Origin of the sequence: Reichenbachiella sp. (assembly GCF_039941815.1) — a bacterium.
Lineage (GTDB): Bacteria > Bacteroidota > Bacteroidia > Cytophagales > Cyclobacteriaceae > Reichenbachiella.
Window position 1 is genome coordinate 29,783 of sequence record NZ_JBDVDW010000030.1, and the last position, 14,242, is coordinate 44,024.

A 14,242-nucleotide genomic window follows, 5' to 3' on the forward strand; every position below is an offset into this window, starting at 1 on the left:
AAACCTTAACCGTTTATAATTCAGTTATTTCTACCCCAGCCATTTCCAAATGCTCCCAGTATTCCGGGTATGATTTTACAACCACTTCGGGTTCGTGTATGACACATTCAAACTTCATGCACAGCGGTGCAAGCGCCATGGCCATTCGGTGATCATCATAGGTGTCAAACTCAACTATGTTAGGTACATCCAGTATAGAAGGAGAAGTAAGCACCCAGAGTCCATTTTCTTTCTCCTCCAATTTTGCGCCTATTTTGGCCAACTCAGTAGCCATCGCAGCCGTGCGATCAGATTCTTTGATCCTGAGACTTTCCAAGCCAGTCATCTTCAAATTTACCCCCAGTGCTGCGGCACATGCCATCACAGTCTGTGCCAGATCCGGGCAAGACTTAAAATCTAAGGTTAGGTCTTTTTTTATTGTCGTTCTACTGAGGGTTACCGTTTCGCCGTCGAAGGTAGATTGTACACCCAGTTCCTCCATGATAGAGACGATGGCATGGTCTCCCTGATTGGACTGCTGACGCAATCCTCTAAGCTTAATGGAAGCCTCATCCGCAAGGGCAAACAAACTGTACCAGTAGCTGGCACCTGACCAATCTGATTCTACTCTATAATTGTTTGATTTATACGCTTGCGGCTGAATGCTTATTTTTTGATTCTTAAACTCCCCATGGACTCCGAAGTGAGCCATGAGGTTCAATGTCATTTCGATGTAGGGTCTACTATAAATTTCACCTTCCAGCGTGATGGTCAGCCCCTTTGGTAGCAATGGGGAAATCATGAGAAGCGCAGAAATATACTGACTGCTGATGTTTCCAGGCATAGTTAGAAGATTGGTCTTTTGCTCACTAAATGGGTTGAATAATAGCGGAGGATACCCCTCTTCGCTTTCATAGGTGATACTTGCACCAAGCCTATTCAACGCTTCCACCAGCACCTTGATGGGTCTTTTGCACATTCGTGGCGTTCCTGTGATTCTTCTTTGCTTATCCCCAAGTGCAAGGTAAGCCGTCATAAATCGCATCACCGTGCCAGCATCCAGCACATCCAGTGAAGACTCATCTGTGGCCAGCAAAGCCTGCATGGTCACTGTATCTCGGGCAGTAGATTTGTTGTCTAGTTTCGACAGTCCTCCACCCAGTTGTTTCATAAGCAATACTCTGTTGCTCTCGCTTTTGGAGGAGGTCAGAGGAACATCGAGGGATAATGTTGTTTTGGGCTTTCTTAATCTGATAGATCCACTCATGTTCTCGTATTGATTTTTAAAGAGTTGCAATATTAAAGTTTAGGCAGGAAAATGAAGTCATTCGACAGGATTTTAATTCGAGTCATTGCTTACTTACAGTATACTTAGTTGATGGTCAGAATCGGAGTTGCCCTAAATCAACCCAAAAATTATCCGGTCTGCCCTCAATTTGGTATATCTATTGCATAGCAATTACGTTAAATAATTCTAACTGAGGTTTGAGGGATTTCAATACTGAAGTTGTTTATTAGTTAGGTCAGAGAATAATACAATGAAGCAAACAAAAACAAAAAAAAGAACGGGAATTTTAGGTAAACTAGTTGCAGGCGCCACTGCAGGAGCAACACTTGGTCTGGCGACTTATCTTTTTTTGAAAAGCGAAAAGTCAGAAACTAAGAAAGTTGAAAATGTAGTAGTTTCAGAAGATACAAAAGCAGACTTATTTGTCTAGCAGCTCATTGGAGCCATTACTTCAATTACTTCCCACCAGCTTATTGAAATAAAACAGGCTGTCTAGCATGTCAGGTGCGTAAATAGGAATATTAACCTGGCATTTGCCTATGGCGTTGAGCAAACTGAATTGCACACGCCCCCCTTCATTCTTTTTGTCCTGTAACGTTAACCCTACGATTTCGTCGAAGAGCGACTTATCTATTGCCACTGGATGATAGATTTTGATTAAATATGTGACTGTCTCCTCTAGTTCATCAGTGGTCAGACCCGTGAATTTATACGACAAATATGCCTCACAAATCATTCCCACTGCAATGGCCTCTCCATGGAGGAGTCTATCTTCACCTTTGTCAAGGAAATATGATTCTACCGCATGACCTAGTGTATGACCAAAGTTGAGAATCTTTCTCTTTCCAGATTCAAACGGGTCAGCCAAAACCACTTCTTTTTTAATCTCAATTGATCGAGCCACTAATTCACTCCATTTAGCAGAAATAACATCAACAGACTTTATTTTATCCCAATATGCATGATCATATATCAGCCCATGTTTGATCACCTCTGCAAATCCAGAGTACAATTCTCTCTCTGGTAAAGTTGAGTAAAATGACGGATCGATCAGTACGGTCTGGGGTTCTGCAAATAAACCAATGTGATTCTTGTATCCGTTAAAATCAACACCAAGTTTGCCCCCTACGCTGGCATCTACCTGAGCTAGCAAAGTGGTTGGGATGTTGAGAAAATCCATGCCACGCTTATAAGTAGACGCTACGAATCCGCCCATATCTCCTATGACTCCGCCGCCAAGATTGATAACCAGGGCTTTTCTATCAAAGCCGGCCTCAGTCAGTGCCATCCAAAGCTGCTCACAAGTACCAAGGTGCTTATTTTCTTCCCCACTATCGATCCGCAACAGGTAGTGTTCTGGTAAGGCATCAAGAATTTTTGGTAAGCAGTGGGCTTCTGTGTTTTCATCGCAGATGACCGCTATTTTGCTATAATTGTTACCGTTGAGGAAATTACGGATACTTTGGGCAATGTCGTTCGTGATTTCGGTACGGTGATTTTCCATGATTATTCTTTGTGAGCAGCAAATGTAATGTTGCCTATTCTAAATTCCTTTTGATTCGAGTATCAATTCTCTTAAACATGTTTTGCTATGTGCATCGTCTGGAATGGAGACAGTACTCCAGGCAATTAGTCAATTGACCTATATTAAATGCGGTCGTAATCATTGCCATTTCAATATATAGGCCCTATTCACTGCTTTTTGCCTAGCTTTGCCAAATGGCACCGAAGCAGGAATTAAAGGATTGGTTACCAATCACGAAGAAGGAGTTGGAGGCTCATGGATGGGACGAATTGGACGTAGTGATTATCTCCGGAGATGCCTACGTGGATCACCCTGCTTTTGGTGGTGCAGTAATCGGCCGAATCATAGAGTCCGCTGGCTATAGGGTGGGTATTATTCCTCAGCCCAATTGGCAGGATGATTTGCGTGACTTCAAAAAATTTGGTAAGCCAAAATTGTTCTTCGGTGTGACCTCTGGGTGTATGGATTCCATGGTAAATCACTATACTGCTAACAAGAGAAAAAGATCGAATGACGCATATACACCCGGTGGCGCGGCTGGATTCAGACCTGATTATGCCACAATTACCTATACCAAAATCCTAAAAGAGCTATATCCAGACGTGCCAGTTGTCATCGGTGGAGTGGAGGCGAGCCTCAGAAGGGTGACGCACTATGACTATTGGTCGGATCGATTGATGCCATCTATTCTCGAAGATAGTGGAGCAGATCTATTGGTCTATGGGATGGGGGAGCAGCCACTCAGAGAAATCATGAGCCTTTTGGGGAAAGGGGTGCCATTTCATCAGTTGACCAGTATTCCACAAACGAGTTATAAAGCCCTACGGAAGGAAGAAATTCCTAAAAACAAAAACTGGAAGGACATTACGCTCCACTCACATGAAAAATGTCTGCGAGACAAAAAGTCCTATGCTGCCAATTTTAAGCATGTAGAACAGGAGTCCAACAAACTGAGGGCCGATAGAATAATACAAGCTGCGGGTGATCACAACATCATCATCAATCCTCCATATTACACCATGACTGAACAAGAAATCGATCAGTCGTTTGATTTGCCATATACGCGGCTACCACACCCCAAATACAACAAAAGAGGGGCTATTCCAGCCTATGAGATGATAAAATTCTCGATCAATATGCACCGAGGATGTTTTGGAGGATGTAGCTTTTGTACCATTTCGGCGCATCAGGGTAAGTTTATTGCCAGTAGAAGCCAGGATTCTATTATGAAGGAGGTAGATCAGGTAGTGAATATGCCGGACTTCAAAGGATATATTTCTGATCTGGGAGGGCCTTCAGCCAATATGTATGGGTTGAAAGGCAAAGTGCAAGAGATCTGCGATCGATGTGTGAGTCCGTCATGTATCCATCCCGTCATCTGCAGTAACTTGGATACCGATCATAGCTCTATGACCGAGATTTACCGAAAGGTAGACAAACATCCAAAGGTCAAGAAGGCATTTGTAGGAAGTGGGATCAGATATGACCTGTTGACTAAAAGCTATAATAAAAATGCAAACGATAGTATAGATGAGTACATGGAGCAATTGGTCACTCGACATGTCTCCGGGAGGTTGAAGGTGGCACCAGAGCATACCGCCGATGATACCTTGAAAATCATGCGAAAGCCTTCTTTCAAACATTTTCATGAATTCAAAAAGAAATACGACAAGATCAATGAAAAACATCAGCTTAACCAGCAGCTGATTCCGTATTTTATCTCCAGCCACCCTGGTTGTAAGGAGGAGGATATGGCAAATCTGGCAGCAGAGACGAAGGATATGGGATTCAAGCTGGAGCAGGTGCAAGATTTTACTCCAACCCCGATGACTGTGGCGACCGTGATTTACTATTCCGGCTATCATCCCTATACCATGCAGCGATTGTTTACGCCCAAGTCAGAAAAGGAGAAGCGCAATCAGCACATGTTCTTCTTTTGGCATAAAAATGAATACCGCCAGCGGATAAAAGATAAGCTGACAAGCAAAGGACGAGAGGATCTTATAGAAAGATTGCTAAGCAATCGCCCGACTCAGAAGCGATTCGGCCACAAGAAGGCTGAGGTGTCAGGTGTTTTTGATAAAAACAAACCGTTTAAGGGCAAACGATCTGGTAAAAGCCGCAAGAAATAACCACTAGACTACCAGCTCTATTTTTACAGGGACGCCGTTTACTGCGGCATTTCCTGTCAATTGATCCACAAACTTTTCATCGGTCAACTCGTTTACGTTGGTCCCCGGAGCAGTCGACGCTACGTCCAGCTTTATATCTCCTTTGTGGCCCCAGCCGTGAGGCAGGCTGACGACCCCTTCCATGATCTCGCTAGTGATTTCGAATGGCACTTCGACTTCCCCTACTTTTGAAATGACTTTCACGGTCTCTTGATCAGTCACACCAAGGCGATTGGCATCCTTTGGGTGAAGGTAGAGATTGCAGGGATTATTTTTTATTAGCCGTTGGCTGTTGTGAAGCCAGGAGTTGCAGGTTCGAAGCTGGCGCCTGCCGATCAGTAGCAGCTCATCCTTGGACGAGACTAGCTCTTCAAATCTGGTTTTGACTCTGTCTAAATCACCTTTTATTGCATCAGGAAAAGCGTGGATGTTTTTATCCTTGTGGTACAATGCCTCAGGCATTTGTGATTTGAGCGCACCCAAGTCGATGCCATGGGGGCTCTTTTTTAGTTTCTTAATACTCAACTCTTTCTTGTATGGCCCTCTTTTTAATAGAATGTCAAGCATTTTTTCTGGCGGGAAAAAGGATTCCGCCAATAGCCGCATCCGCTTGACTAAGGTCAGCTTTCCTGTAGCCTGTAGGTAAGCTTTTCTCAGGGCTCTATACAATTGCCAATCATATTTTGCATCACTAGATTTAGCAAACAATGCTTCGGAATATTTAGTGGTATTTCTTACTGCGAGACTATGAAAAATTAGATCATAAAGCTCAGTTTCCAATCCTGTGGCCGTGGGTAATATGATATGAGCAAGCTTGGAGGTCTCATTGATATAAATGTCGATGGAAACCGTAAAATCCAACGATTTTAGTGCTTTCTCAAGCTGCAAGCCGTTGGGTGTAGAAAGCACGGGGTTTCCGGCGTTGATTATCATGGCCTTAATTTGACCGTCACCTGGAGTCAGGATTTCCTCAGCCATTACTGATGAAGGCAGCTCACTACCGGTTTCTGGCAGCCCACTGACCCGACTTTTCCATTTGCCGATATGGCCTCTGGATAGTTGTGGTTTCAGATCGATGGCCGGTGTAGTAAACATATATCCTCCTGGCTCATCAAAGTGTCTGGTTAGAATATTGATAATGTTGACCAGCCACATGTTCATTCCACCAAATTCTTGTGTGCACACGCCCATTCTACCATAGAGCACAGCTTTTTCAGTTTGTGCAAATTCTCGAACCAAATCTCGTAGCATGTTGCTTTTCACTCCAGTCACAGTTTCTGTTTCTGATGGAGCATAACTCTCAGCCAGCTTTTCTATTTCATCCAACCCCTTTATAGAACCTTTGAACCTTCCGATGTCAACCAGATTTTCTTCAAAAAGGATATGTAACATACTTAGCAATAGATACACATCTTTGCCTGGTCTGACATAGATATGCTGATCAGACTTGGCCGAGGTCTCCGTATATCTAGGGTCTATGTTTAATATTTTGCCACCGCGTGATTGAATATCCTTGAGTCTTTTTTTGATATTCGGAGCGGAGAGTAAACTGCCGTTGGAGACGATTGGGTTGGCTCCTAATATGATCAAAAAGTCGGTGCGGTCGATGTCAGGAATAGGAATTTGCAACTGATGGCCATACATCAGATAAGCCATGAATTGATGAGGCAACTGGTCTACGCTTGTCGCTGAAAATCTGTTTTTTGTTTTGAGCTCTTTTTGAAAATCAGGAGCAGACAACAAAGCACCAGAATTGTGGACATTTGGGTTGCCGCTATATACACCTACAGCGTCTGAACCATGGTTTTTCCTGACCTTAGCGAGCTTAGTTGCTACTTCGGTTATGGCTTGCTTCCAGGTGATCTTCTTCCACCCATCTACTGTACGTTTTATCGGTGTTTTAAGTCTATTAGGATCTTCGTAGATGTCTTTCAAAGCCAGGGCTTTGGGACAGATGTGTCCTTGGCTAAATTCATCTTGTAAGTCTCCCTTGATCGAAAGTACTTTTTCTCCATCATGTTCGATGGCCAGGCCGCACATGGCTTCGCACAGATTGCAGGTTCGGAAATGAGTCTTGGTCATGCCTTATCTTTTCAAAAAGATAAGGCATTTGATGCTTTCGTCCAATATGCACTCCACTGAGCGCCGGACTCTTGTATAAATTAATGATTGGCCCGACTAATTAAGCAGTGACAAACAAAAGATCAGCTAATCCCCATTCCATTTTGAGTGACCTCATTGGGCTGGACCAGACGTAGTTTACCGTCGTGATCTTCTGCCATCAGAATCATGCCTTGAGATTCAACACCCATGATTTTTCTTGGCGCCAGATTGAGCAATACTGTTACTTGCTTTCCAACCATTTCTTCTGGCGAGTAGTGCTTTGCTATCCCGCTGAGAATGGTACGAGTATCTACACCGGTATTTACTTTGAACTTGAGAAGTTTGTTCGATTTGGGTACTGCTTCTGCCTCTAGGATAGTACCGGTACGGATATCCATTTTCATGAAATCATCAAAAGTCACCTCTGGTTTCTGAGGTGCTACCTCTACGTTTTCTTCATTCACTGTCTTGCTGGCCTCAGTGGCCTTTAGTTTTTCTACTTGTTGATCCACGAGTTGGTCTTCTATTTTCTCAAATAATAAAACAGGTTTCTCAATATTTTGGCCTGTCAATAGCATGTCTGCTTTTCCTGCATCATTCCAGTTTTTGTGAGCGAGATTGAGCATGGTCGCTATCTTGTCCGATGTTCTTGGTAAGAACGGTTTGCACAAAATAGACAGGTTGGCTGCAATCTGAAGCGCCACATTCAAGATGGTAGCGGTGCGCTTCTCATCAGTTTTGATCAACTTCCAGGGCTCGGTATCTGCCAGATATTTATTGCCTGTTCTTGCCAAATCCATCAAGTGTGCCAGGGCTTCTCTAAACCTATATTTTTCTAAGCTTTCAGAAATTTTGTCAGGGAAAGCTTCGAGATCCTTGATCACTTCCAGATCTATACCCTCAGGTGCCGCTGCGGGCAACTTCCCATCGAAATATTTATGTGTGAGTACCAGAGCTCGATTGATGAAATTCCCAAAGATGGCTACCAGCTCATTGTTGACACGAGCCTGATAATCTTTCCAGGTAAATTCACTGTCTTTGGTTTCAGGGGCGATAGAGGTAAGTACATAACGCAGTTCATCTTCTTTTCCAGGAAATTCATCCAGGTATTCATGAAGCCAAACAGCCCAGTTTCTTGAAGTAGAGATTTTCTCTCCTTCCAAATTCAAGAATTCATTTGCAGGTACATTTTCCGGTACTATATATTCACCATGAGCGTGTAGTATGGCTGGGAAGATTATACAATGGAATACGATATTGTCTTTGCCTATGAAATGAATCAGGCAAGAGTCATCATCAGGGTTCTCTTGCTTTTTCCAGAAGTCCTCCCAGTTTTTGTTGTTGGCTTTAGCCCAATCTTTGGTGGCAGAAATGTACCCGATAGGGGCATCCAGCCATACGTATAGCTTTTTTCCATCGGCATTTGGCAGCGGGACACTCACTCCCCAATCAAGGTCACGAGTCATCGCTCTAGGCTGAAGGCCTTCTTTTAGCCATGAGCTACACTGTCCGTAGACATTAGTTTTCCATTCACCTTTTTTGCCTTCGATGAGCCATTTTTCCAGCCAGGGCTGGTATTTGTCAAGTGGCAAATACCAGTGTTTAGTATTCTTTAGTACAGGTGTTTTTCCACTGAGAGTGGAAACTGGATTGATGAGATCTGTAGCATTTAGTGAGGAACCGCATTTTTCACATTGATCGCCGTATGCGGCAGGATGGCTACACTTTGGGCAGGTACCAGTCACATATCTATCGGCTAGAAACTGCTTGTATTCCTCATCGTAAAATTGCTCGGACTCTTTCTCTATAAACTCACCATTTTTGTAAAGCTTAAGGAAAAACTCCTGTGAGGTTTTATGATGGATCTGTTCTGAGGTACGATGATAGATATCAAAAGAAATTCCAAAACGCTCGAAGGTATCTTTGTTGATCTGATGATACTTGTCAATGATCTCCTGTGGAGTAGTACCTTCTTTTTTTGCTCTTAGCGTAATAGCCGCTCCGTGCTCATCGCTGCCACACACGTAGGCTACTTCCTTTCCGCGAGAGCGTAAATATCTCACATAGGTATCGGCGGGCAAGTAGGCTCCGGCGATATGACCGATATGCAATGGCCCATTGGCGTAAGGTAGGGCGGAAGTAATGGTGAATCTTTTGAACTCTTTTTGCACGAATTTTTTTTCGGCAAAGATAAAAATATTACGAGGCTCTCGAATGGATTTGGGAGTTATTTAAACATTGGCGATTATCTCATTTGATTTCTTGGTATCTTAAGTGTTGAGAGAGCAACGAATCCTTATGAAAAATAGTCTGATTTCCCTGTTGCGGAAGAATGGTTACACCATCTATCATACTGATGATTACTTTATTGTCCGTAAAAATATTATTTCCTCCTGGGGTATTTTGGTGCTTTTTATGATTCTGGGTTTTTCTTTTACTGTCCTGGGAGTTCTTACCCTAACCATGGGCTTGGATTGGACCATCGGAGTCCCGATTACTGTTGTCGGTGTCTTGTTTCTAATTGCTCCATTTTTCAATTACCTCACGGCATCCTATCGCAGTTTGGTGATTGATAGACATAATAAAACCATTCTTTTCAGATCAGGGTATTCAAGAGCCTATCTTTTTACAGAAGTCAAAGAAGTGAAGCTCGAGGTGCAAGCCAGTCAGGCGGATGCCAACGCTTTTTCGGAATCCAACAAGGAGTTTCAATATACAATCTCAGCATATATGGTCAGGGGAGGTAAGGAACAGCTGCTTTCGCTCAAATTTAGAAATGAAGAGAGCGAGCAACTCATGTTTGCACTCAAAGACTATTTTCAAACCCTACTGACGTACAATTCTTAATATTTGAGGTGTAGATTTTTTTTGAGTAAATATTGGATGATCTCATCAGGGTTAGAATGGAGAATTTTAATGAAAATCAAACTGCCACCTTGCCTGATGGCTATAGCCCCACGCTCGCCAGCGCTGGTATATCCTAATTTTATTTTTTTGTCAAATTGAATTTCACAATTAGGGTCCCTGACCGATTCCATAAGTTCTTTTTCGGTTTCCTGTTCGGTGATCTCCGATAATGACAGCAATTGATAGAAGATAAGTGACTCGCGATCGTCGTTCGTGAGTGTCAGAAAATTTCTATCAGGTTTTGAGGTGCCATCAGCAGAAATTCGAAAACCTGATGGAATATAGAAGCGCAATCCCAGCCCTTCATTTTCATATACCGGGTGCTCATAATAGTACTGAAAAATCTGATTGGATACAGAGTGTTTTCTACCTGCCAACTCATACGATTCTATCTGAATATTTGTCAATGAGGGTAGATTTGCTAGGTAAAAGTCATTCAAATTGCCTCCAGCTGGACTTTTCATAAGGGCGATTTTGAGCACAGCATTATGAGTGATTTGCGAGGTAGGATCTATTGTGACCCAACGCCCATTTTGAGCTATTTCCACCCAGTACTTAGCTTTCCAAAACCATTGGTCATAGGCATAGCCATACACTAGTCTTGTTGGAATCTCAGCATGTACACACAACTCATAAAGCGCTACAGGGGCATATGAATCATGTTTTTTGGCATAAGTGATCAGCGTCTCTAAGATCATTTGATTGGTCGAGTCGCTAGTCAGGGAGTCTGCAATTCGCTGTCCTTTTTGATAGGACCACAAGTAGGAGGTAGAAGTCAGATAGATTGAATCTTCGGGTAGAAGCGGCACGGTTTGACTGGTGAGCCTTAAATAATAGGAGAGGCTATCTACCATTTCTGCCGATTGATTTTCATGGCTTGCTAGCTGATATGTAGAATCAATTCCGGTTATTTTTAAGTTGATGGCTTGTATTTGATTTGGGTCGGGAAGCAAGAGATTAGATTTCAGTAAGGATTGACTTGATAAATCTGATTCAAAAAATTGTGGGGATCGGAGATCATTTACTCTTTTCAGTGCGATCATTCCCAGCTGTGTTTCCGATTCTGTACTTAGCAAATTATATCCAGAGTCAAACTTCTTAATGGTGAACTGTTGCTCATTGAAATATTCTTTGACTATATATACTTTCTGCGCCTTCTCTATCTTGGTGGCTATCAGTTCTCTATGCACCAGCATTGGGCGGTTGAGCTCGGATACGAAAGTATGATAGCTTATGGTGTCATTGATACTATCTAGAGATGAAACAGATTTTTGTCTGATCTGCATGGAGCCAATTAGTCGATAGGGATATACCTCAATACTTTTTTCTTTGCCTGGCTCTATTCTGATAATGGAATCATTTCTAAACAATACCTGATGATGAGTAGAATCGAGAAGAACTTGCGTCCAACGGACTGATTTGAGCAGACCAGAATCAGATTCTACCAGATGTAGGCTCTTATAATATTGGGTTGTATCCTGCAGCGTACGTATCTGAAGGTTCAGCTGTGAGTAGGTATGTACCTCGCTAGAATATTCAGTGTACTGTAGAAAATGGCCAGCTCTGTGTCCATTGATTTCGACCTGAAACTTATAATCCTGCGCAATGGAGATGTTGTAAAGAAATAGCAGGCTCAGAAAGATCAGGAGTATTTTCATAAATGAAGCTAGATCGCAATCGGCCAACAATATAAATAAAAAAAGAGCATCGAAATCTCGATGCTCTTCATTTTGTGAATGTCTTATTTTTTAAAACAAAGTCTGAACAATATCATTGTAGAAGGCAAAAACCATGAGGCTAAGCAAAATGACCATACCGACTTTTTGAGCATTTTCTAAAAATCTATCCGAAGGTTTTTGTCCAGATACGATTTCGTAGGTGAGAAATACCACATGTCCTCCATCCAATGCTGGGATAGGTAGAAAATTCATAAATGCGAGTACCATTGAAAGCAGTCCGGTCATATTCCAGAATTTATTCCAGTCCCATTTGCCACCGAACATTTGAGCGATACGGATCGGACCGCTCAGTGATTTTGATACAGCTACATCTCCTGAAAATATTTTGCCCAATCCCTTAATGTTTGCCCATACGACATTGAAGGCCTGAGTCGTACCAATTGGAATGGCTTCGCCGAAGGTGTAGTCGTCATGTTGCAGCTTTATTAGTGGCACTGGATGAAATCCTATAGTACCATCTGGATTGACATGAAATGTTAGCGTTTCAGAAGTATTATCTGCTCTTTGGACTGTGGCCACCACATCCTTGTCATTATTTTCATGTAGTATATTAGAAAGCTGGTCAAAAAAAGTGGTGCTTTCATTGTTGATCGTAATGATCTTATCGCCTTCTAGTAATCCGCCTTTAGCAGCAGGACTACCAGCGACCACTTGCCCTACTTTGTAGGTAAATCTAAAATCGATAAACTGATCTTTGTATTTTTTGTCTGTAAGTTTATTGAGGAAACCATCAGGAAATTTCAAATCGAAAACTGAGTCTCCACGTTGAACTTTATAGCTTGGTTCATCAGCAAAAAGCACATCCATGCTTCGAAGGTCTGAGAAGCGTTCGTATTCTTTGTCATTGACTTTCAAAATCACATCTCCATTTTGAAGTCCAATTTCTTGACCCAACATATTTGCTACAATGCCATGCTTGTTTAGCTCTTCCTTAGGCAAATATGAATTGCCATTGCTATAGACCAGGAAAATAAAAATAATGATACCTGTAACTACATTGACAATGATACCGCCCATCATTACGATGAGTCGTTGCCAAGCCGGTTTAGCTCTAAATTCCCATTCTTCCGGTTCTTGAGAGAGGGTTTCGGTATCGAGAGACTCATCAATCATACCTGAAATTTTTACGAATCCACCGAGGGGTATCGCGCCAAAAGAGTATTCTGTCTCGCCGTATTGAAATCCCCAAATCTTAGGTGGAAATCCAATTGAATATTTTTCAACCCTCATACCGAAGGCTTTTGCGGCTATTAAATGGCCAAATTCGTGTACACCCACCAAAATGGATAATCCCAGCAAGAGCTGAGCTGTCATTATTAGTCCTTCCATTAATTAATCAATTCTGTTGCTAATATTCGAGTTTCTTTATCAGTCTCTATGTAATCATCCAAATTAGGAGAAGAGATATACGAAATTTTACTAAGACAGGATTCCACCACATCTGACATCTCAAGGAAGCCAATCTGGTCTGTCAAAAATTTTGATACCGCAATTTCGTTAGCCGCATTCAATATACAAGGTTGATTACCACCTTTTTTTAGTGCTTCAAAAGACAATGCTAAATTTTTGAAGGTTTCGAGGTCAGGTTTCTCAAAAGTCAATGCTGCATAATCCTTGAAGTCGAACCTGGGAAAGTTAGTTTTCAGTCGATCTGGATAGGTCAGCGCATATTGGATAGGGAGCTTCATATCTGGCAGTCCCATCTGTGCTTTGATCGAGCCGTCTTCGAATTGCACCATCGAATGAATAATACTTTGCGGATGCACGACAACCTCAATTTGATCATCCGTCAATCCAAAAAGCCATTTTGCTTCTATGACCTCTAGTCCTTTGTTCATCAGGCTGGCTGAGTCTATTGTAATTTTTGCTCCCATATCCCAGTTGGGGTGTTTGAGCGCCTGCTCCTTCTTGACTGCACTCAGAAAATCCCTGTCTTTGCCACGAAATGGCCCACCAGAGGCCGTCAAAATAATTTTTTCTATTGGATTAGAGTATTCACCAGTCAGGCATTGAAAAATAGCAGAATGTTCGGAATCAACAGGTAGAATAGGTACACGTTTTTTTCTAGCCAGTCTGGTTACAAGATCTCCGGCCACGACTAAAGTTTCTTTGTTTGCCAATGCAATCGCTTTGCCAGCTTCTATGGCTTTCAAAGTTGGTCTGAGTCCAGCGTATCCAACCAGTGCTGTTAGTACCACATCGACTTGCTCCAGCTCAGCGGCATGGCATAGTGCTGAGTCTCCCGCATAGACTTTGATATCCAAATGATCGAGGGCATCGAATACTTTTTGATATTTACCTTCATTGACTATTACGACAAGGTTTGGTTTGAATTTTACTGCCTGCTCAATCAACAAGTCCGCATTTTCGTTTGCGGTGATAGCCTCTAATTCGAAATGATCTGGATTGGATTCAATTACTTCTAGTGCCTGTGTGCCGATGGATCCTGTAGAACCAAGAATAGATATTTTCTTTTTCAAAGGTTAATTTCTTTTGGGTTTAGCGGCCAGTTGACACACCAAATCGTAAA

The 14,242-nt window shown here is 42.4% G+C and carries 10 protein-coding genes; 3 read left to right on the plus strand and 7 right to left on the minus strand.

Annotated elements, in window-relative coordinates:
• Nucleotides 1-13: 13 nt before the first annotated feature.
• Nucleotides 14-1,246 (minus strand): 3-phosphoshikimate 1-carboxyvinyltransferase, encoded by a 1,233-nt coding sequence (locus tag ABJF11_RS06955; RefSeq protein WP_348119007.1) that lies wholly within the window; start codon nucleotides 1,244-1,246, stop codon nucleotides 14-16.
• Nucleotides 1,247-1,517: 271 nt separating this feature from the next.
• Here ABJF11_RS06955 and ABJF11_RS06960 point away from each other — a divergent pair, with 271 nt between their 5' ends.
• Nucleotides 1,518-1,697, plus strand: coding sequence for a hypothetical protein (locus ABJF11_RS06960; RefSeq protein ID WP_348119008.1), 180 nt, complete (start codon nucleotides 1,518-1,520; stop codon nucleotides 1,695-1,697).
• A gap of 21 nt (nucleotides 1,698-1,718) precedes the next feature.
• On the opposite strand, the gene aroB is transcribed toward ABJF11_RS06960, so the two are convergent.
• A complete protein-coding gene (gene aroB / locus ABJF11_RS06965; RefSeq protein ID WP_348119009.1) occupies nucleotides 1,719-2,771 on the minus strand; it encodes a 3-dehydroquinate synthase in 1,053 nt (350 codons plus the stop codon).
• Between the two features lie 215 nt (nucleotides 2,772-2,986).
• On the opposite strand from aroB, the gene ABJF11_RS06970 reads away from it, so the two are divergent.
• Entirely contained in the window at nucleotides 2,987-4,924 is a 1,938-nt protein-coding gene (locus ABJF11_RS06970; protein ID WP_348119011.1) for a YgiQ family radical SAM protein, read from the plus strand.
• Between the two features lie 3 nt (nucleotides 4,925-4,927).
• Here ABJF11_RS06970 and ABJF11_RS06975 read toward each other — a convergent pair whose 3' ends face one another.
• Nucleotides 4,928-7,045 carry a molybdopterin-dependent oxidoreductase gene (locus ABJF11_RS06975; RefSeq protein ID WP_348119013.1) on the minus strand — a complete coding sequence of 706 codons (2,118 nt, stop codon included), beginning with the start codon at nucleotides 7,043-7,045 and terminating at the stop codon, nucleotides 4,928-4,930.
• A 122-nt stretch (nucleotides 7,046-7,167) separates the two neighbouring features.
• Nucleotides 7,168-9,258 carry a methionine--tRNA ligase gene (gene metG, locus ABJF11_RS06980; protein ID WP_348119079.1) on the minus strand — a complete coding sequence of 697 codons (2,091 nt, stop codon included), beginning with the start codon at nucleotides 9,256-9,258 and terminating at the stop codon, nucleotides 7,168-7,170.
• A 106-nt stretch (nucleotides 9,259-9,364) separates the two neighbouring features.
• On the opposite strand from metG, the gene ABJF11_RS06985 reads away from it, so the two are divergent.
• Nucleotides 9,365-9,913 (plus strand): hypothetical protein, encoded by a 549-nt coding sequence (locus ABJF11_RS06985; protein ID WP_348119014.1) that lies wholly within the window; start codon nucleotides 9,365-9,367, stop codon nucleotides 9,911-9,913.
• Here ABJF11_RS06985 and ABJF11_RS06990 read toward each other — a convergent pair.
• The 3 genes from ABJF11_RS06990 to ABJF11_RS07000 form a co-directional block, all read right to left on the minus strand.
• Nucleotides 9,910-11,631 (minus strand): hypothetical protein, encoded by a 1,722-nt coding sequence (locus ABJF11_RS06990; protein ID WP_348119015.1) that lies wholly within the window; start codon nucleotides 11,629-11,631, stop codon nucleotides 9,910-9,912. The genes ABJF11_RS06985 and ABJF11_RS06990 overlap by 4 nt on opposite strands.
• A gap of 90 nt (nucleotides 11,632-11,721) precedes the next feature.
• The gene (gene rseP, locus ABJF11_RS06995; RefSeq protein WP_348119017.1) at nucleotides 11,722-13,041 is read right to left on the minus strand and encodes an RIP metalloprotease RseP; all 1,320 of its coding nucleotides are present in this window, start codon (nucleotides 13,039-13,041) and stop codon (nucleotides 11,722-11,724) included.
• Complete coding sequence (locus ABJF11_RS07000; RefSeq protein ID WP_348119019.1) at nucleotides 13,041-14,192, minus strand: 1-deoxy-D-xylulose-5-phosphate reductoisomerase; 1,152 nt, start codon at nucleotides 14,190-14,192, stop codon at nucleotides 13,041-13,043. The genes rseP and ABJF11_RS07000 overlap by 1 nt, the downstream gene beginning before the upstream one ends.
• Nucleotides 14,193-14,242 lie beyond the last annotated feature (50 nt).

Bases quoted from the DNA above. Each gene is read 5' to 3' on its own strand.
- ABJF11_RS06955 (WP_348119007.1), bottom strand. From the start codon at position 1,246: ATGAGTGGATCTATCAGATTAAGAAAGCCCAAAACAACATTATCCCTC.
- ABJF11_RS06960 (WP_348119008.1), top strand. From the start codon at position 1,518: ATGAAGCAAACAAAAACAAAAAAAAGAACGGGAATTTTAGGTAAACTA.
- aroB (WP_348119009.1), bottom strand. From the start codon at position 2,771: ATGGAAAATCACCGTACCGAAATCACGAACGACATTGCCCAAAGTATC.
- ABJF11_RS06970 (WP_348119011.1), top strand. From the start codon at position 2,987: ATGGCACCGAAGCAGGAATTAAAGGATTGGTTACCAATCACGAAGAAG.
- ABJF11_RS06975 (WP_348119013.1), bottom strand. From the start codon at position 7,045: ATGACCAAGACTCATTTCCGAACCTGCAATCTGTGCGAAGCCATGTGC.
- ABJF11_RS06985 (WP_348119014.1), top strand. From the start codon at position 9,365: ATGAAAAATAGTCTGATTTCCCTGTTGCGGAAGAATGGTTACACCATC.
- ABJF11_RS06990 (WP_348119015.1), bottom strand. From the start codon at position 11,631: ATGAAAATACTCCTGATCTTTCTGAGCCTGCTATTTCTTTACAACATC.
- rseP (WP_348119017.1), bottom strand. From the start codon at position 13,041: ATGGAAGGACTAATAATGACAGCTCAGCTCTTGCTGGGATTATCCATT.